20 protein-coding genes are annotated in these 16,898 nt (G+C 60.3%); 10 read left to right on the forward strand and 10 right to left on the reverse strand.

Translation table 11 applies throughout. The features are described 5' to 3' along the window. Positions 1 to 92: 92 nt before the first annotated feature. Complete coding sequence (locus tag ASD95_RS16390) at positions 93 to 419, reverse strand: DUF2025 family protein (protein WP_056726322.1); 327 nt, start codon at positions 417 to 419, stop codon at positions 93 to 95. Between the two features lie 211 nt (positions 420 to 630). Here ASD95_RS16390 and ASD95_RS16395 point away from each other — a divergent pair, with 211 nt between their 5' ends. The 5 genes from ASD95_RS16395 to ASD95_RS16415 all read left to right on the forward strand — a co-directional run bounded on the left by ASD95_RS16395 (position 631) and on the right by ASD95_RS16415 (position 5,135). Next, positions 631 to 1,758 (forward strand): glycerophosphodiester phosphodiesterase, encoded by a 1,128-nt coding sequence (locus ASD95_RS16395; RefSeq protein ID WP_056725888.1) that lies wholly within the window; start codon positions 631 to 633, stop codon positions 1,756 to 1,758. Positions 1,759 to 1,966: 208 nt separating this feature from the next. Further along, complete coding sequence (locus ASD95_RS16400; protein WP_056725891.1) at positions 1,967 to 2,272, forward strand: PepSY domain-containing protein; 306 nt, start codon at positions 1,967 to 1,969, stop codon at positions 2,270 to 2,272. Between the two features lie 146 nt (positions 2,273 to 2,418). After that, positions 2,419 to 3,441 (forward strand): transporter, encoded by a 1,023-nt coding sequence (locus ASD95_RS16405; RefSeq protein ID WP_056725893.1) that lies wholly within the window; start codon positions 2,419 to 2,421, stop codon positions 3,439 to 3,441. A gap of 108 nt (positions 3,442 to 3,549) precedes the next feature. Next, positions 3,550 to 4,416, forward strand: a complete 867-nt coding sequence (locus ASD95_RS16410; RefSeq protein WP_056725895.1) for a hypothetical protein — start codon at positions 3,550 to 3,552, stop codon at positions 4,414 to 4,416. Next, positions 4,413 to 5,135 (forward strand): TylF/MycF/NovP-related O-methyltransferase, encoded by a 723-nt coding sequence (locus ASD95_RS16415; protein ID WP_056725897.1) that lies wholly within the window; start codon positions 4,413 to 4,415, stop codon positions 5,133 to 5,135. Before ASD95_RS16410 ends, ASD95_RS16415 begins: the two co-directional genes overlap by 4 nt. 106 nt (positions 5,136 to 5,241) lie before the next feature. On the opposite strand, the gene ASD95_RS16420 is transcribed toward ASD95_RS16415, so the two are convergent. After that, the gene (locus ASD95_RS16420) at positions 5,242 to 5,676 is read right to left on the reverse strand and encodes a multidrug/biocide efflux PACE transporter (RefSeq protein ID WP_056726323.1); all 435 of its coding nucleotides are present in this window, start codon (positions 5,674 to 5,676) and stop codon (positions 5,242 to 5,244) included. Between the two features lie 90 nt (positions 5,677 to 5,766). On the opposite strand from ASD95_RS16420, the gene ASD95_RS16425 reads away from it, so the two are divergent. Continuing rightward, entirely contained in the window at positions 5,767 to 6,621 is an 855-nt protein-coding gene (locus ASD95_RS16425; protein WP_056725899.1) for a LysR family transcriptional regulator, read from the forward strand. A gap of 135 nt (positions 6,622 to 6,756) precedes the next feature. On the opposite strand, the gene ASD95_RS16430 is transcribed toward ASD95_RS16425, so the two are convergent. From ASD95_RS16430 to ASD95_RS16440, 3 genes are all read right to left on the reverse strand, one after another. Beyond that, entirely contained in the window at positions 6,757 to 7,992 is a 1,236-nt protein-coding gene (locus ASD95_RS16430; protein ID WP_056725902.1) for an RNA polymerase sigma factor, read from the reverse strand. 1 nt (position 7,993) lies between these two features. Beyond that, a complete protein-coding gene (locus ASD95_RS16435) occupies positions 7,994 to 8,338 on the reverse strand; it encodes a YciI family protein (RefSeq protein WP_056725904.1) in 345 nt (114 codons plus the stop codon). Positions 8,339 to 8,416: 78 nt separating this feature from the next. Beyond that, positions 8,417 to 8,842 carry a YybH family protein gene (locus ASD95_RS16440; protein ID WP_056725906.1) on the reverse strand — a complete coding sequence of 142 codons (426 nt, stop codon included), beginning with the start codon at positions 8,840 to 8,842 and terminating at the stop codon, positions 8,417 to 8,419. A gap of 141 nt (positions 8,843 to 8,983) precedes the next feature. On the opposite strand from ASD95_RS16440, the gene ASD95_RS16445 reads away from it, so the two are divergent. Continuing rightward, on the forward strand, positions 8,984 to 9,469 hold the full coding sequence (locus ASD95_RS16445; protein WP_056725909.1) for a GNAT family N-acetyltransferase: 486 nt from the start codon (positions 8,984 to 8,986) through the stop codon (positions 9,467 to 9,469). Between the two features lie 136 nt (positions 9,470 to 9,605). On the opposite strand, the gene ASD95_RS16450 is transcribed toward ASD95_RS16445, so the two are convergent. The 3 genes from ASD95_RS16450 to ASD95_RS16460 all read right to left on the reverse strand — a co-directional run bounded on the left by ASD95_RS16450 (position 9,606) and on the right by ASD95_RS16460 (position 11,407). After that, positions 9,606 to 10,094 carry a GNAT family N-acetyltransferase gene (locus ASD95_RS16450; RefSeq protein WP_056725911.1) on the reverse strand — a complete coding sequence of 163 codons (489 nt, stop codon included), beginning with the start codon at positions 10,092 to 10,094 and terminating at the stop codon, positions 9,606 to 9,608. Positions 10,095 to 10,191: 97 nt separating this feature from the next. Next, positions 10,192 to 10,677 (reverse strand): GyrI-like domain-containing protein, encoded by a 486-nt coding sequence (locus ASD95_RS16455; RefSeq protein ID WP_056725912.1) that lies wholly within the window; start codon positions 10,675 to 10,677, stop codon positions 10,192 to 10,194. Positions 10,678 to 10,744: 67 nt separating this feature from the next. Next, positions 10,745 to 11,407 carry a LysE family translocator gene (locus ASD95_RS16460; RefSeq protein ID WP_056725914.1) on the reverse strand — a complete coding sequence of 221 codons (663 nt, stop codon included), beginning with the start codon at positions 11,405 to 11,407 and terminating at the stop codon, positions 10,745 to 10,747. Positions 11,408 to 11,543: 136 nt separating this feature from the next. On the opposite strand from ASD95_RS16460, the gene alaC reads away from it, so the two are divergent. Beyond that, entirely contained in the window at positions 11,544 to 12,752 is a 1,209-nt protein-coding gene (alaC, locus tag ASD95_RS16465) for an alanine transaminase (protein WP_056725916.1), read from the forward strand. 151 nt (positions 12,753 to 12,903) lie between these two features. Here alaC and ASD95_RS16470 read toward each other — a convergent pair whose 3' ends face one another. Beyond that, positions 12,904 to 14,256 carry a GntP family permease gene (locus ASD95_RS16470; RefSeq protein ID WP_007974485.1) on the reverse strand — a complete coding sequence of 451 codons (1,353 nt, stop codon included), beginning with the start codon at positions 14,254 to 14,256 and terminating at the stop codon, positions 12,904 to 12,906. A gap of 81 nt (positions 14,257 to 14,337) precedes the next feature. Further along, a complete protein-coding gene (locus ASD95_RS16475; protein ID WP_056725918.1) occupies positions 14,338 to 14,871 on the reverse strand; it encodes a gluconokinase in 534 nt (177 codons plus the stop codon). Between the two features lie 215 nt (positions 14,872 to 15,086). Here ASD95_RS16475 and ASD95_RS16480 point away from each other — a divergent pair, with 215 nt between their 5' ends. Both ASD95_RS16480 and ASD95_RS16485 read left to right on the forward strand, forming a co-directional pair. After that, positions 15,087 to 16,118, forward strand: a complete 1,032-nt coding sequence (locus ASD95_RS16480) for a LacI family DNA-binding transcriptional regulator (protein WP_056725920.1) — start codon at positions 15,087 to 15,089, stop codon at positions 16,116 to 16,118. 124 nt (positions 16,119 to 16,242) lie between these two features. Further along, a complete protein-coding gene (locus tag ASD95_RS16485; protein ID WP_056725922.1) occupies positions 16,243 to 16,878 on the forward strand; it encodes a glutathione S-transferase family protein in 636 nt (211 codons plus the stop codon). The last annotated feature ends 20 nt before the right edge of the window (positions 16,879 to 16,898 follow it).

The raw sequence follows: 16,898 nt of genomic DNA on the forward strand, positions 1-16,898 counted from the left end.
GATCCCGGTCGGTCACAACATTTGTGCGCGACAAAGATCTACTGTGGGAGCGAGCTTGCTCGCGATGGGACCAGTACAGTCACCGCAAAAACTCACCCCCGAACCAAACTGCGAACCGCCGAAATCTCCGGCACTTCCCGCCGGTTCATGTACACCCGCAACGGCTCGGTGATGTTGATCCGGTCATCGATGTTCTGGTCCAGCAACAACTGGATCAATTCGCGTTTGAGCGTCATGGTTTGCTCAGGCCCCGCGGCCCAGACGAATTCGCTGGTCGGGATGATGCCGTCGTCCGCCACGTCCATGCCAAACGAGTCTTCGCTGAAGCGCACGATGTAGTGCCCGGTCTTGCGGTTGAGGCCGACAAAGCCTTTGAGTTGGTCGGCAGCCTGGCAGATGAGCTGGGAAGTGATGCGCATGGTAAACCCCGCAATGGTGATCATTGGATTGCACGCAGGGCCTGCGTTTCCCTCTGTCGGGGAAATTGCAGGGCCCCAGCGTACTGCAAACGGGCGCACAAAAGCGCTGACGAAAATCAGCTTTAGACAGGTTTATGTCGGCCTGGCGATAGCGCCTGCAAAGATGAATTGTTAAAAGGGACCGCTCACTTATTGCGAAAGGATCTCGACCATGCCCGCAACCTTTACCAAAAGCGCCCTGTTACTGAGCCTGTTGCTCGGTCTCGGCCACGCACAGGCCGCCAGCGAACCTGGCCCCTCGGCACTGGCGACCCGCTTGGGCATTCCGCATCCAGCGGTGATCGCCCACCGTGGCGCGTCGTTCGATGCGCCGGAATCCACCGCCGCCGCCTACAGAACTGCCCGCGACCTGGGCGCCGACTACCTGGAACTGGATCTGCAGCGCAGCAAGGATGGCGTGCTGTTCGCCCTGCACGACAACAATCTGCAACGCACCACCGACGTCGCCAGCAAATTCCCCGAGCGCAAGGACAGCCCCGCCAATGCGTTCACCATGGCCGAACTGAAAACCCTGGACGCGGGCAGCTGGTTCAATGCCGCGTACCCGGATCGCGCACGCCCGGCCTTCGCGGGCCTGAAGATCCTGACCCTCGATGAAATCATCGACATCGCCGAGGGCAACAGCCTGCACAAGCCCGGCCTGTACATCGAGACCAAGGAGCCCAAGCAGTTTCCCGGCATCGAACACGACCTCAAGGAAAAACTTCAGGACCGTGGCTGGCTGAGCCCGACCGCTTCGAAACTGGAAAAAAGCGAGCTGGCGGTCGGCCAGGGCAAAGGCAAGGTGATCCTGCAGACCTTCGAGAAGAGCAGCCTCGAACTGCTGCAAAAGGAGATGCCGAAGGTGCCGAAGATCCTGCTGTTGTGGGTCGGTGAAGGCAGTATCGAGCCCAAGTCAAAGGTGACATTTGCCGAGTCCGGCGAACAGGATAAAGCCGCGTACTACGCCAGACAGCAACCGAAGGACAAGGCCGAATTCCAGCAATGGGTCGACTACGCCAAGGCCCAGGGCGCCATCGGCACCGGCCCGTCCGCTGCACTGACCCAGGGTGGCGACCAGAGCTACTCGGATCTGGTGCAACCCTGGATGAACCAGTACACCCACGACCAGGGCCTGCTGGTACACGTCTACACCATCGACGATGCGGTGGACTACCGCAAAGTCATGGACGCCGGTGTCGACGGCATCTTCACCAATCGCGCCAGTGAGTTGTTGAAGTTCTATAAACGCCCGGCGGCGGCGAGTGTGGCGCAGGTGCTACAGAACAACGGGTATTGATCCACAATTGCGCAAAACCTGTGGGAGCGAGCTTGCTCGCGATAGGGCCATCAGCTTCAACATCCACGTTGACTGACACTCCGCTTTCGCGGGCAAGCCACGCTCCCGCCAGGGATTGATGCAAGACATGCCGGGGGTTTTAAGGGTGGATTAAGTTACACAGGCTAACCTGATCTCACTTGAACGGATCACCCAAGGAAAGAAGCCCATGAAGACCCTGACTGCTTTGTTTGCCGCTGCAACCCTGACCCTCACCGCCGGCCTGGCCCAGGCCGATGTGCGGGTCGATCAGATCCCGCAACTGGTCAAGGACGGCAAGATCAAGCCACTGGAAGACCTGAACAAGATCGCCCTGGATCTGCACCCGGGTGCAACGATTACCAAGACCGAACTGGACAACCACTTCAACGGTTACGAGTACGAAGTCGAACTGCGTGACGCCAAGAACGTCGAGTGGGATGTGGACATCGATGCCTCCAACGGCAAGGTCCTGGAAAACAAACAGGACAAGTAATCCCGAAACAAATAAAAGCCGCGCGATGGGAACATCGCGCGGCTTTTGCGTTTTCTGAGCGTCACAAAAAAGTCATCAGCGCTTGCGATGATGCCGCTCACGTGAACCTGTAAAAACGTGACAGGCGCCTCCCCTTGCGAGTCCTCATGAACCACAGCATCGATCAAAGCCATCGCGACACGGATCTGTTCGGCCTGCTTTACGGTTTCAGCTTTCGCCCCGGTGAGGCCGGTCGGGAAATCAATTCCGCCGAGGCCTTGCAATACCTGCAACAGCCGCAAAGCGACGAGCAATTTCTCTGGCTGCACCTGAACCTCGCCCACGCCGCGTGCGAGCGCTGGATGAAAAGCCATCTGGAGTTGCCCGAGGAGTTTTTCGAAGCGCTGCACGAAGGCTCTCGCTCGACACGTATCGAGCATGTCGACTCCGCATTGCTGGCGGTGGTCAACGACGTGGTGTTCAACCTCAGCAACATGGTCTCCTCGGATGTCTCGACCCTATGGGTGTGCGCCCGCAGCCAATTGATCATCAGCGCCCGCCTGCAACCGCTGCACTCGGTGGACAAATTGCGCTCGTCGGTAAAGGCCCGGGAGTGCTTTCGCTCCCCGCTGGAGTTACTGGTGCATTTGCTGCGCGACCAGGGTGAAGTGCTGACCCAGATCGTGCGCAAGACCAGTCAGAGCGTGGATCAGATCGAAGATGAATTGCTGTCCTCACGGCTATCGACCAACCGCGCCGAGCTGGGCGCCAATCGACGGGTGCTGGTGCGATTGCAACGGTTGCTGGCGCTGGAACCGGGTTCGTTGCTGCGCCTGCTCAACCGGCCGCCGCAATGGCTGCAAAAGGAAGACGTGAAGGAGTTGCGCAAATCCACCGAGGAGTTCGCGCTGATCATCAACGACCTCACGGCACTGGGTGAGCGGATCAAGCTGTTGCAGGAAGAGATCGCCGCCAACATCAACGAACAGACCAACCGCACGCTGTTCACCCTGACGGTGGTGACAGTGCTGGCGCTGCCGATCAATATCATCGCCGGTTTCTTCGGCATGAACGTCGGCGGCATTCCCCTGGCCGGCGACCCGCAGGGTTTCTGGATCCTGGTGGCACTGGTCGCAACCTTTACCGTGATCGCCGGGCGCTGGGCGTTTCGCAAGCAGCAGGATTATTGAACGCACCGCGGCGGGCAAAGGCATTGTGCTTTCGTTCAAAGTTGGCACTTCAGTTTGTCCGCGCGTTGCCGACTCTTAAGAGAGCCAAAGTATTCCTGGGTGAGAACCGTGAACTTATTCATCAATCAGTTGCACAAACACACTGATTTCAGAAGTGCGATCTACGCTGGCGACATCTTCCTCAACACCGAACTGAAAGCGGCAAAGGAACTCTGTGCCTTTGCCCAGGAAAGCATCACCGCCGCCTTCGATGGCGAGACCAACCACCAGGCGCTGCACACGCTGATGCCGGTGGAAGAGTTCGTGGTGCTGGTGACTCGCCTCAAGGGTCAGTTCACCAACAGCCTGCGCGCCAAGGAGCTGATCCGCAGCTTCACCGACGAAATCGGTGGCGCTGCGCAGGAATTCATTTTCGACGTACCGCGCATCCGTGTCGTGCCCAACTACGACTACCTGCACGCTGGCGTCAGCTACGCCTACAAGCCCCATCGCGATACCTGGTACGGCGGTGTCGACTGCCAGATCAATACCTGGATGCCGGTCTACACGATCCAGCCCGAGCAGACCATGATGATCAACCCGGCCTACTTCGACGTCCCGGTGAAAAACACCTCGGCGCAGTGGAGCCTGTCCGACTGGATCGACGTGCAACGCCAGCGCGCCAAGGACAACGTCAAGGAAGAGGCGCGCCAGCACCCGGTACCCACCGAAGCGATCAACAACGCCTCTGAGCTGCGCATTGCCGGCAACACCGCCGAGATGCTGGTGTTCTCGGGTTCGCACCTACACGGCACCGTGCCCAATTACACGCAACAAACCCGCTTCAGCGTGGACTTTCGCCTGATGCACCTCGACGACCTCAAGCAGCAGCGCGGCGCGATCAACGTCGACAGCGCCTGCCCGGATGTCGGCGCCGGTTTCAAAGACTACTTCCACGTCCACGACTTTTCGAATTTCCGAGGAATCCCGCAATGACCAAGCGTCGCATCACGCCCGCCGAAGCCCAGTACAACGAAACCCGTACCAACGTCCTGAAACGGGTCGATGCCGAATACGTGGCCGACGCGCCGTTCGTCTTCGCCAACCGCATTGGCGTGACCGCCGCATTGTCGCGTATGGAACTGTTCAAGAAAGTCGCCGAAGTACCGGGCGCGATCATTGAGTGCGGCGTGTACAAGGGCAACTCGCTGATGCTCTACATGCACCTGTCGATGATTCTCGAGCCGTATGCGATCAACCGCTCGATCGTGGGTTTCGACACCTTCGAAGGCTTCCAGAGCATCGACAAGAAAGAGGACCCGGCCGACGTCAACGAGACCATGTTCGCCGACACCGACCAGTCGCTGATCCAGGACATGATCGACGCCAACGACCTGTTGCGCCCGGTCAACCGCATTCCGCGTTGCGAGCTGGTCAAGGGCGACATCGTCAAGACCGTACCGGAGTGGGTCAAGACTCGTCCGGACCTGGTCGTGGCCATGCTGATCCTCGACACCGACCTGTACGAGTCGACCAAAGTCGCGCTGGAAACCTTCCTGCCGTACATGCCCAAAGGCGCGATCGTGGTGCTCGACGAAGTCGCCTACCGCAACTTCCCGGGCGAAACCAAGGCCCTGCGTGAAGTGCTCGACCTGAACAAGATCGAACTCAAGCGCCTGCCGTTCGATTCGTGCGTGGGTTACTTCCACGTCTGATCCAAAGACCTGGAATCTGATGCACAACCTGTGGGAGCGAGCTTGCTCGCTCCCACAAGGGCAGGTCTCAGACCTCTGACCCGCCCCCTCGCCGCAAAAACACGACTCAGCAAACCTCGCGAGTCACCAGCATCCGCTCCCGAACCACGTCATACGCCCAGTGGTAGACGTAGGTGTACGGCAGGAAGAACAGCAACACACCGATATCCAGCACGAACGCCTGCCACAGGCTGACATTCAGCCACCAGGCGATCAGCGGCACGCCGAGGGCGACCAGACCGCCTTCGAACAACAGCGCATGCACCACACGGACCCAGGCGTTGTGGACGATGGAAAAGCGCTTGAGCATCCGGTCGAACATACCGTTGAACACCACGTTCCAGGCCAGGGCCAGGGCAGCCATGGCGATGGTCACAGCGCCCATGTCCAACATCGGTTTGTCCATGATCCAGGCCAGCAACGGGGTACAGATCAGGATGGCCAGCAGTTCGAAGCCGATGGCCTGGAAAATACGTTCAGTAATGGATTTGTTGGCGCTCATGGCCGAACTCCCTTGGGTGACGATGATTGCCATGATCCGTCATCAAGCCGATACTTCATAACCAATAACCATCGATCAGGGCGATAGTTCATGGCATCTCACGAAGTGTTGCTGGCGTTTGTCGAAGCCGCGACCCAAGGCTCGTTTTCCGCCGCGGCGCGTAAATTGGGCCGCAGTCAATCGACCATCAGCGCGGCGGTGGCCAGCCTGGAAATCGACCTGAACCTGACCCTGTTCGACCGCAGCAGCCGCAAGCCCGGGCTGACCCCGGCCGGGCACGTCATGCTGCAACGGGCCGAAGAGATCCTGGCCGCCACCAGTCGCCTGGAAATAGCCGCCAGCCAACTGTCCCAGGGGGTGGAAGCGAAGCTGACGGTGGCGCTGTCCGATACCTATCAGTCGGACCGCTTCGAAGCCGCGCTCAGTGCCTTCGAGCAGCGTTACCCGGACCTGGAACTCGAATGCCTGATTGCCGAATGCGATGACCTGATGTCCCTGGTGCAAAGCGGTCGGGCGCAAATTGCCTTCGCCGAAATGCAGGACAGCTACCCGCCGGACCTGGTCAGTTCAACAGTGGACGAGCGCACGGAAATCGCCTTGTTCGTGTCCCCGACTCATCCGTTGGCGACGCTGGACTACGTCGACCGGGACGTACTGCAGCTGCACCGCGAACTGCGTCTGGCCACCATCATCAATCCCTATGAAAGTCGGGCGAAGGGCCGCGTCTGGTCGGCGCCGAGTTATCTGATGCTGCTGGAAATGGCCCAGGGCGGATTCGGCTGGGCGCCGTTACCCCGCTGGCTGGTCGAGCGGTTCGGGCCCGACACGCTGCGGGAACTGGTGGTGCGCGGCTGGCCGAAAATGGTGTCGGTGGATGCGTTGTGGTCGCGGCTGAATCCGCCGGGGCCGGCGGGTAGCTGGTTGTTGGGCAAGATGCTGGAATAGCGGCGCGGCCATTCGCGAGCAAGTCGGATCGCCGCACCGCCGCTCCCACAGGTTATTGTGTCGGTCATAAAATTTGTGTGCACCACTTGCCCCTGTGGGAGCGGGCTTGCTCGCGAAGAGGCCAGCAAGGACACATCAATCCAGTGCCTTGAGCCGCTCTTCGATAAACCGCCGCTCAGGCTCTTGCCGGGTCAACGCCAGCGCACGTTCCCACGCCGCCCGCGCCTCTTGCTTGCGGCCCAGTTGCCGACAGAACTGCGCCCGCGCCGAATGCGCCAGGTGGTAGTCGAGCAGTTCTCCCCGCTCCAGGATGGCGTCGACCAAGGTCAACCCCGCCAGTGGACCATCGCGTTGCGATATCGCCGCGGCACGATTCAACTCGATCACCGGCGACGGCACCGCTCGCAGCAAGACGTCATACAGACCGACAATCTGCGGCCAATCGGTTTCCCCCGCCGTCGGGGCTTCGGCGTGTACCGCCGCGATCGCCGCTTGCAGGCAATAGGGTCCGAATCGCCCCATGGTCAGCGCCTGTTCGACCAGCGTGCAGCCTTCACTGATCAACCCGGCGTCCCACAGCGAACGGTCCTGTTCGTCCAGCACAATCAGCTCGCCGCTGACCGAAGTCCTGGCCGGGCGGCGCGACTCGTGCAGCAGCATCAACGCCAGCAAGCCCATCACCTCAGGCTCCGGCAGCAGCTCCACCAGCAACCGGCCGAGACGGATCGCTTCGCGGGTCAAATCCTCGCGGATCAGTTCGGCCCCGATGGACGCCGAGTATCCTTCGTTGAACACCAGGTAAATCACCCGCAATACGCTGTCCAGGCGCTCGGGCAGCTCAGCGAGTGTCGGCACTTGATAAGGGATTTTCGCGTCGCGGATCTTCGCCTTGGCGCGCACGATGCGCTGGGCGATGGTGGCCGGGGCCGAGAGAAAGGCCCGGGCGATTTCCTCCGTGGTCAGGTCGCAGACCTCCCGCAGCGTCAGTGGCACTTGTGCGTCGGCCGCCAGGGCCGGGTGGCAGCAAGTGAAGATCAGCCGCAGGCGATCGTCTTCCACGTCTTCATCACTCCAGTCGGCCTGTTCCAGCGCCTCCAGTTGCGCGATCAGCAAAGGCTGCGACGCAGCAAAACGCGCGCGCCGGCGCAAGGCATCAATGGCCTTGAAGCGCCCGGTGGACACCAGCCAGGCCCGCGGATTGTCCGGCACGCCGTCACGCTGCCAACGTTCGACCGCGATGAAAAACGCCTCGTGCAAGGCCTCTTCGGCGAGGTCGAAATCCCCCAGCAAGCGAATCAGGGTCGCAAGAATGCGCCGCGAGTCTTCGCGATAGACCCGCTCGACCTGCGCCTGAACCGGCAGCCCCGGCATCTTAAGGATTCAACTGCCGAACGGGGCGCACTTCGACACTGCCGACCCGGGCCGCCGGAATGTTCCCGGCGACCTGGATGGCTTCGTTGAGGTCCTTGGCATCGATCAGATAAAAACCGGCCAACTGCTCCTTGGTTTCAGCGAATGGCCCATCGGTGATCGACATCTTGCCGTTGCGCATGCGCACGGTGGTGGCGGTCTGCACCGATTGCAGCGCCTCGGCGGCGACCATCCGGCCGCTGCCCTGGATCGACTCGGCATAGGCCATGCACTCCTCGTCCTTCGGGCTTTCCGGCAGCGAATGCAGCAGGCGCTCATCGCTGTAGACCAGGCATAAATACTTCATGAACGTCTCCTGACTCGAACGGATCAACTATGGTCGTGGATCGGCCAATTGGCGCGGCGCCCCGACAAATAACATCGATCAGGGTTTCAGGTCGAACAGGACGGTGCCGCTCATCATGTCGAACGGCGCCGACCAGTGCTCATGGACGATCTGCCACAACCCGTCTTCCTGGCGATAGCACGCACTGCCGCGCATCCAGCAGGACTGGGTCTCGCCCTTGTCGTTGGTGCCGCCGCAATGGGCCAGCCAATGGGCGAAGGCGATCTCCTGGGACGCCTCGATACGGATGTCCTGGAACTCGAAAATGTGCGGGCCGGGGCACATTTTCATGCAGTCCTCCCAATGCGCGCGGTATGCCTCCTTGCCCTTGAATTGCAGGGCCTTGACCGCGTCGAAGGAGACGATGTCGTCGGCATACAGGGTCATGACTTTATCCACGTCCTTGGCCATTACGGCCTGACGATAGGTTTCGATCAGGTTCTGGATCTGGGTTTGCGAGTTCATGGTGGTTCTCCGTGGTTTTTATTGGAAGACACCCTTAGTCGTCTGGCGATCCGGCGAATCGACAGAAGAAATAAAAATAATCCATAACGCCAGACTCGCTAGAATCCGAGACTCATTTTCAGTTGGAAACAGGACACGCCAGTGACAGCCCGACTCGTGCCTTATGAAAGCCTGAACACGCTGCAGCGCCAACAGGTCGAGGCCATCGAAGTGCATCCGGAGCAAATCAAGTTCTCGGGTGACATCCACGGCGCCTTGCACACGCTGCTGTCCAGGCCCGGACCCGGCGTCAAGGGGTTCGCCCTGCTGGCCGAGGATGTGCCCGTCGCGTTCCTGCTGCTCAAGCGCCCGCCGGTGTTGCCGGCCTGGGCCGATGAACACAGCGCCACCCTGCATGCGCTGCAAGTCGATCAACGCGCCCAGGGCAAGGGCTATGGCAAGGCCTGTCTGCAGGCGCTGCCCGAGGCTGCGCGCCTGGCCTGGCCGGAAATCAGGGGGCTGGAGTTGTCGGTGGATGCCGATAACGAAGCCGCCATCGCTCTGTATGCCAGGTTTGGCTTTGTCGACAGCGGCGAGGCGTACAAGGGCCGGATCGGCTATGAGCGGCGGATGGGGTTGGTGTTTTGAACACGGCCCCCACCAACACCACAAAACCACTGTGGGAGCGAGCTTGCTCGCGATAGCGGATGATCAGTCGACATCTCTGTTGAATGTTACGCCCCCATCGCGAGCAAGCTCGCTCCCACAGGGAATCTACGTCGGATCAGAGTTCGAGCACCATCTCATGCCACGCCATGCCGCCATGGTCGGACGCCGAAGGCTTGATATAGGCAAAGCCGAAACCGGCATACAACGGAATGTGCCGCTCCTTGCACATCAGGTTGATGGTGACCTTGCCCATCCCACGCATGCGCTCGATGAACTCGCCCATCAGTCGCTTGGCCAAGCCTCGCCCCTGATAATCCGGGCGCACTACCACCGACATGATCACCACGTGCGGTCCGGCCGGGTCGTGACCGATCAGCTCCTTGAACGCTTCGTCCGACATTTCCACCTGGAACGCCGCACCGGAATTGATGAATCCGGCGACTACCCCGTCCACTTCCGCAACGATAAAACCCTCGGGCCAGGTCGCGATGCGGGTGGCGATCTTCTCGCGGGTCGCGGCCTCGTCACCTTCATAGGCAAGGGTTTCGATGGCAAAGCAGCGGTCCAGATCGGCGGGAGTGACGTTGCGGATGACGGTGTTCATGGCAGCTCGGAATCAGCATGGGAAAGGCTGGGGATGATAAATCAGCCGCTGTGGGACATCGAGAGACGAATCGGCCGATCCGCCTCTCGTGCAGGTGTCATGCCTTGATCGGCAGCCAGATTTCCAGCTTGCCGGTGTTGAGCTTGGGGTTGAAGTCTTCGCTGTAGCGCTCGAACTCCGGGGCCGCCAATAGCTCGTGGCCGGACTGCGGCAGCCAAGTGCCATGGATGTACTGGAAGGTTTGCGGCAGGGTGTCCAGCGATCCCTTGTGTTCAAATACCACGTACTGTTGTGGCTGAACTTCTACCCAGCGGTAGGTTTCCGGCAAGTCGTCGAGCTTGCTGATCTCGACTCCGGCGATGTAATCGAAGCCGCCCTTGCCGTCGAAATTGCAGCAGACGCCGTAGGTCACTTCGCCTTTTTGGCCCGGAATGTTCCCAATGTGGGGCTCGAGCTTTTCCCAGAGATCGGGAATGTCTTTAGTGGTCTCTTGGGTAAACCGTCCGCCAAGCCCTGCGATCAGCAGGAAGTGTCCGTGTTCAAAGCGTGGTTCCGTCACTTCGACGCGTGTTTGCTCATCCATGGCTCGACTCCTGACGCATAAAAATGGGTTCGGCTGGGAGTATAGAAGCCAAACCCGATTCGCCCAATTACAGTGCGTGCAATTGCTCGACGGCAGCGGCGCCAACAAACTCGTTGTAACCCGATAGGATCACGTAGACCGCGAAATAACAGAAGATCGCTGCCGATGCCATGTAGGAATAACGCAGCAACTTGTCCCCCAGCAACTTGCCGCCATGGCTCGCGGCAAAGCACAAGCCGGCCGACCAGAGCAGCCCGGCACAGAGGAAACCGCCGAGAAACAGTGCCGAGCTGAGCGGGCCACCGCCACCGGAGCGGGCGATCAGCGTGCCGCCCACCGCGGCGAACCAGAGAATGGCGCTGGGCGAAGACATGGCAAGAAAAATCCCGCGGAAAAATTCCTTGCGGTGGGAGTTGTTCCCGACCTCTGCCGTCTCGGCCAGCAGCGCTTCGTGGTGAATCGCCGAATAGATCATCTTCGCCGCGAAGTACACCAGCAGCGCCGAGCCACCGATCCACAACACCCAGCGCACGGTTTCGTATTGCAGCAACACGGTCATGCCGGCCAGTGCCAGTACTGCGTAGATCAGGTCGCCGACACAGGTCCCCAACCCCAGGGCAAAGCCCTGGAAATAGCCGCGCTGCATGGCCAGGGTGATCATTGCGATGTTGGCCACGCCGATATCCAGGCACAGCGAAAGGCTCAGCAAGAAGCCGCTGGTAAATTCCATCAACCCTATCCTTCGGACAAATTTGTTTACATAGAGGCTGGACAGTCTGCCACAGCTGCCCGTACATTCCGCCACAGGTCACCACTGACCTACGTCGCTCGGACGGTTCCGGGCGCTTACGTTATCCGAGGCAACAATGGCCGAACAAGGTTCGCCGCGCCGCTTTGCGCGCATAGATCGACTCCCCCCTTACGTTTTCAACATCACCGCCGAGCTGAAGATGGCCGCCCGTCGTCGTGGCGAAGACATCATCGACTTGAGCATGGGCAACCCCGACGGCGCCACGCCGCCGCACATCGTCGAAAAACTTGTGCAGGTCGCCCAGCGCGAAGACACCCATGGTTACTCCACCTCCAAGGGCATTCCGCGCCTGCGCCGGGCGATTTCCAACTGGTACAAGGACCGTTACGAGGTCGACATCGACCCGGAAAGCGAAGCCATTGTCACCATCGGTTCCAAGGAAGGCCTGGCGCACCTGATGCTGGCCACCCTCGACCAGGGCGACACCGTGCTGGTGCCGAACCCGAGCTACCCGATTCACATCTACGGTGCGGTGATTGCCGGCGCCCAGGTGCGGTCGGTGCCGCTGGTGCCAGGCGTGGATTTCTTCGCTGAACTGGAGCGGGCCATTCGCGGTTCGATCCCCAAGCCGAAGATGATGATCCTCGGCTTCCCGTCCAACCCTACCGCCCAGTGCGTGGAGCTGGACTTCTTCGAGCGGGTGATCGCCCTCGCCAAGCAGTACGACGTACTGGTGGTGCACGACCTGGCCTACGCCGACATCGTCTACGACGGCTGGAAAGCCCCGTCGATCATGCAGGTACCCGGTGCCAAGGACATTGCGGTGGAGTTTTTCACCCTGTCCAAGAGCTACAACATGGCCGGCTGGCGCATTGGCTTCATGGTCGGCAACCCGGAACTGGTCAACGCCCTGGCGCGGATCAAGAGCTACCACGACTACGGCACCTTCACCCCGCTGCAAGTGGCGGCCATCGCTGCGCTTGAAGGCGATCAGCAATGCGTGCGCGACATCGCCGAGCAGTATCGGCAGCGGCGCAACGTGCTGGTCAAGGGCCTGCATGAACTGGGCTGGATGGTGGAAAACCCGAAAGCCTCGATGTACGTCTGGGCCAAGATTCCCGAGGCTTATGCGCACCTGGGCTCACTGGAATTCGCCAAGAAACTGCTGGCCGAAGCCAAGGTGTGTGTCTCGCCGGGCGTCGGGTTTGGCGAGTATGGCGATGATCACGTGCGCTTCGCCCTGATCGAAAACCAGGACCGGATTCGCCAGGCCGTACGCGGGATTCGCGGGATGTTCAGAGCGGATGGCCTAGTCACTAAGTAACACGATGACCTGTAGGAGCTGCCGCAGGCTGCGATCTTTTGATCTTGCCGTGTAGAGTCAAAAGATCGCAGCCTCGTTACACTCGGCAGCTCCTACAGGTCACCCACAAAAAAACCGCATCGCTGCGGTTTTTTTGTGTCTGTCGATTCGCTTAGACGAACAGCGACAACAACAGGATAAAGCCCAGGCCAACCACGGAGAGGATGGTTTCCATCGCGGTCCAGGTCTTGAAGGTTTCGGCCACGGTCATGTTGAAGTACTGCTTGACCAGCCAGAAACCGGCGTCGTTGACGTGGGACAGGATCAGGGAGCCTGCACCGGTGGCCAGCACCAGCAGTTCACGGTTCACACCCGGGATCATCCCCACCACCGGCACCACGATGCCGGCGCCAGTGATGGTCGCCACGGTCGCCGAACCGGTGGCGATACGGATCACCGCCGCCACCAGCCAGGCCAGCAGGATCGGCGAGATCTGTGCGTTCACCGCCATGTGGCCGATCACGTCACCCACGCCGCTGGTCACCAGCATCTGCTTGAAGCCGCCACCGGCACCGATGATCAGGATGATCGCGGCGGTCGGCGCGAGGCTCGCATCCAGCCATTTCATCATTTGGCTGGAACCGATGCCCTGCTTGTAGCCGAAGGTATACAGCGACAGCAGCAATGCCAGCAGCAATGCCGAAATCGGGTGACCGATCAGGTCCATGAAAGCGCGGAAGATGTTGCCATCGGGCAGCACCACGTCGGCAAACGTCTTGAGCAGCATCAGGAACACCGGCAGCAGCACGGTCACCAGCGTGATGCCGAAGCTCGGCAGTTCAGCCGAATCGGTTTCGCGCGCCAGTTGATCCACCAGCTCCTGGTTCGGATGACCGGGAATGTGCTTGGCAATGAACGTACCGAAGATCGGGCCGGCAATGATGGCGGTTGGCAGCGCAACGATCAGGCCGTACAGAATGGTCTTGCCGATGTCGGCACCGAACACGCCGATGGCCAGCAACGGGCCCGGGTGCGGTGGCACCAGGCCGTGCACCGCGGACAGACCAGCCAGCAGCGGGATACCGATCTTGATGATCGACACGCCGGTGCGGCGGGCCACGATGAACACCAGCGGAATCAGCAACACGAAGCCGATTTCGAAGAACAGCGGAATGCCGACCAGGAACGCGGCGAACATCATCGCCCACTGCACCTTGTCCTTGCCGAAGGCGCGGATCAACGTCTGCGCAATCTGATCCGCACCGCCTGATTCGGCCATCATTTTGCCGAGCATCGTGCCCAGCGCGAGGATGATGCCGACAAAACCAAGCACGCCACCGAAGCCGTCCTGGAACGCCTTGATGATCGTGCCGATCGGCATGCCGGAGGTCAGCCCGAGGAAGGCTGCGGCGATGATCAGTGCGAGGAATGGGTGCAACTTGAACTTGGTGATCAGGACGATAAGCCCGATCACCGTGACCACTGCATCGAGCAGCAGGAACGTCTCGTGGGACATGCCAAACATTAGGGGTGTCTCCTGGTTGTTGTTGTTATTAAAGCGGGTTGATCAGAAGTCGTGAGGACAGCGCTGTCTTTGCAAACACAGTCATACCGCCTGCTTCAGGCCGTTCGCCTGCCACCAAGCATGAGCCTGCGCCGCCAGTTGCTCGACGTTATGGGTCGAAGCATCCAGCGCCAGGGTCAATGGCTCGCCGACGGGCGATTCGAGGGTGGCGAACTGGCTGTCGATCAGGGTCGACGGCATGAAGTGGCCTGGCCGATGGGAGACACGGTCGGCGGCGACTTCGGGAGTCAACTCAAGGAACACGAAGCCCAGGCCCGGCAAGGCACTGCGCAGACGTTCGCGATAGATATGCTTGAGCGCCGAACAGGTCAGCACCGGGCGCTGGCCCTTGGCGTCGACACGGCGCAGTTCATCGCACAGGCTGTCGAGCCAGCCGGCACGGTCTTCATCGTTCAGGGGAATACCCGCGCTCATCTTTTCGATATTGGCGGCAGGGTGAAAAGAGTCGCCTTCAATGGCAGTGGCGCCGCTCAAATGGCACAGGGCCTCGCTGACGCACGTCTTGCCGCAACCGGCAACGCCCATGATGACCAGGGCGGTGATGGGATGATTCATGTAACACCTCAGCGCGCAGACAGCGCTACCTTTGCCAGTTATGACACTAGACCAAAAGCAGAAGTTGCCGACGCCTTTCTTGTCATTTTATGGGTTGCAGCAGGTTAGGTCCCGACACCAAAAAGCAAGGATCAGGCGAACCCTTGCTCACGCATTTGCAGCTGCATCGAGACAGCGCTACCTTAGTGCCTTGAATTTTGTTTGGCAAGCCGTCGATGAACACAACCAAGAACGATAAAAATACCCGCACCACTGGCCGCCCTACCCTGAACGAAGTTGCCCGACTGGCCGGCGTCAGCCCGATCACCGCCTCCCGCGCGTTGCGTGGCGTCAGCACCGTGGCCACCGAACTGGTGGAAAAGGTGCAGAAAGCGGCGCTGGAACTCAACTATGTGGTCAACCCTGCCGCCCGCGCCCTGGCCTCAGCCCAGAGCCAATCGGTGGTGGTGTTGGTGCCTTCATTATCCAATTTGCTGTTCATCGACACCCTGGAAGCCATTCATCGGGTTTTGCGCCCCAAGGGCTTCGAAGTGCTGATCGGCAACTTCCATTATTCGCGCGATGAAGAAGAAAACCTGCTGCGCAACTACATGGCCTATCAACCCCGCGGCTTGTTGCTGACGGGTTTCGACCGCACTGAAAGTTCGCGGCGGATGATCGAAGCCAGCAACATTCCGTGTGTGTACATGATGGAACTGGACAGCGCCGCCGGGCTCAATTGCGTTGGCTTTTCGCAACTGGCCGCCGGCGAAACGGCCGCCGAACACTTGCTGTCCCGCGGCCGCAAACGCCTGGCCTACATCGGCGCGCAACTGGACCAGCGTACCTTGCTGCGCGGCGAAGGTTTCCGCAAGGCCCTGCAAAAGGCCGGTTTGTATGACCCGGACCTGGAAGTGCTGACGCCCCGCTCCTCCTCCGTCGGCCTCGGTGGCGAGTTGTTCCTGCAACTGCTGGCCAGTCATCCGGATGTCGATGCGATCTTCTTCGGCAACGATGACCTGGCCCAGGGCGCCCTGCTTGAAGCCATGCGCTGCGGGATCAAGATCCCGGAACAAGTGGCGATCCTCGGCTTCAACGACTTGCCCATGTCCGAACACATGGTTCCGCGCCTGAGCAGCATCAACACCCCACGCGAAGCCATCGGCCGCCGCGCGGCGGAGCAGATGCTGACGCTGATGGCCGGCAACACCGTGGCCAGGCCGGTGCAGGACATGGGGTTTGAGTTGAAGGTGCGCGAGAGTACATAGTTTCCCGTCTCGCCAAGTGTAGGAGCTGCCGAAGGCTGCGATCTCTAAAAATCAAGATCAAAAGATCGCAGCCTTCGGCAGCTCCTACAATTGCATATACGCCTTTCGCGATGGAGCAGCTCAAATGGAACATACATTGAAGATTCTCGGCAAAGCCTCGTCCATCAACGTCCGAAAAGTGCTGTGGACCTGTGAGGAGCTGGGCATAACCTACGAACGCGAGGACTGGGGCAGTGGTTTTGCATCCACCCACAGCCCCGAGTTCCTGCGCTTCAATCCCAACGCACAGGTGCCGGTGATCATCGATGAGGCCGGCGTGTTGTGGGAATCCAATACCATCTGCCGCTATCTGGCCGGCAAACACCAACACCAGCACGATCTGCTGCCCGTCGAACCGGCGGCACGCGCCCGGGTTGAGCAGTGGATGGACTGGCAAGCCACCGAGCTCAATCCGTCCTGGAGCTATGCGTTCATGGCGCTGGTGCGCAAGGACCCGGAGTTCCAGGACGCCCATCGCCTGGAAGTCGGCATCCGCGGCTGGAACCAGAAAATGGGCATCCTCGAGCATCAACTCGCGACCACCAAGGCGTATGTCGCCGGGCCACGCTTTACCCTGGCCGACGTTGTCATCGGTTTGTCGGTCAACCGCTGGCTGATGACGCCGATCGACCGATCCGACTACCCCGCCGTCGATGAGTATTTCAAACGCCTGGCGCAACACCCCGGTTTCCTGAAGCATTGCTGCAACGGCTTACCCTGAATGGCCACAGGTTGCCGCCA

The sequence above is a fragment of the Pseudomonas sp. Root71 genome (genome assembly GCF_001429045.1).
Lineage (GTDB): Bacteria > Pseudomonadota > Gammaproteobacteria > Pseudomonadales > Pseudomonadaceae > Aquipseudomonas > Aquipseudomonas monachiensis.

Bases quoted from the DNA above. Each gene is read 5' to 3' on its own strand.
- ASD95_RS16390 (WP_056726322.1), bottom strand. From the start codon at position 419: ATGCGCATCACTTCCCAGCTCATCTGCCAGGCTGCCGACCAACTCAAA.
- ASD95_RS16395 (WP_056725888.1), top strand. From the start codon at position 631: ATGCCCGCAACCTTTACCAAAAGCGCCCTGTTACTGAGCCTGTTGCTC.
- ASD95_RS16400 (WP_056725891.1), top strand. From the start codon at position 1,967: ATGAAGACCCTGACTGCTTTGTTTGCCGCTGCAACCCTGACCCTCACC.
- ASD95_RS16405 (WP_056725893.1), top strand. From the start codon at position 2,419: ATGAACCACAGCATCGATCAAAGCCATCGCGACACGGATCTGTTCGGC.
- ASD95_RS16415 (WP_056725897.1), top strand. From the start codon at position 4,413: ATGACCAAGCGTCGCATCACGCCCGCCGAAGCCCAGTACAACGAAACC.
- ASD95_RS16420 (WP_056726323.1), bottom strand. From the start codon at position 5,676: ATGAGCGCCAACAAATCCATTACTGAACGTATTTTCCAGGCCATCGGC.
- ASD95_RS16425 (WP_056725899.1), top strand. From the start codon at position 5,767: ATGGCATCTCACGAAGTGTTGCTGGCGTTTGTCGAAGCCGCGACCCAA.
- ASD95_RS16430 (WP_056725902.1), bottom strand. From the start codon at position 7,992: ATGCCGGGGCTGCCGGTTCAGGCGCAGGTCGAGCGGGTCTATCGCGAA.
- ASD95_RS16435 (WP_056725904.1), bottom strand. From the start codon at position 8,338: ATGAAGTATTTATGCCTGGTCTACAGCGATGAGCGCCTGCTGCATTCG.
- ASD95_RS16440 (WP_056725906.1), bottom strand. From the start codon at position 8,842: ATGAACTCGCAAACCCAGATCCAGAACCTGATCGAAACCTATCGTCAG.
- ASD95_RS16450 (WP_056725911.1), bottom strand. From the start codon at position 10,094: ATGAACACCGTCATCCGCAACGTCACTCCCGCCGATCTGGACCGCTGC.
- ASD95_RS16455 (WP_056725912.1), bottom strand. From the start codon at position 10,677: ATGGATGAGCAAACACGCGTCGAAGTGACGGAACCACGCTTTGAACAC.
- ASD95_RS16460 (WP_056725914.1), bottom strand. From the start codon at position 11,407: ATGGAATTTACCAGCGGCTTCTTGCTGAGCCTTTCGCTGTGCCTGGAT.
- alaC (WP_056725916.1), top strand. From the start codon at position 11,544: ATGGCCGAACAAGGTTCGCCGCGCCGCTTTGCGCGCATAGATCGACTC.
- ASD95_RS16470 (WP_007974485.1), bottom strand. From the start codon at position 14,256: ATGTTTGGCATGTCCCACGAGACGTTCCTGCTGCTCGATGCAGTGGTC.
- ASD95_RS16475 (WP_056725918.1), bottom strand. From the start codon at position 14,871: ATGAATCATCCCATCACCGCCCTGGTCATCATGGGCGTTGCCGGTTGC.
- ASD95_RS16480 (WP_056725920.1), top strand. From the start codon at position 15,087: ATGAACACAACCAAGAACGATAAAAATACCCGCACCACTGGCCGCCCT.
- ASD95_RS16485 (WP_056725922.1), top strand. From the start codon at position 16,243: ATGGAACATACATTGAAGATTCTCGGCAAAGCCTCGTCCATCAACGTC.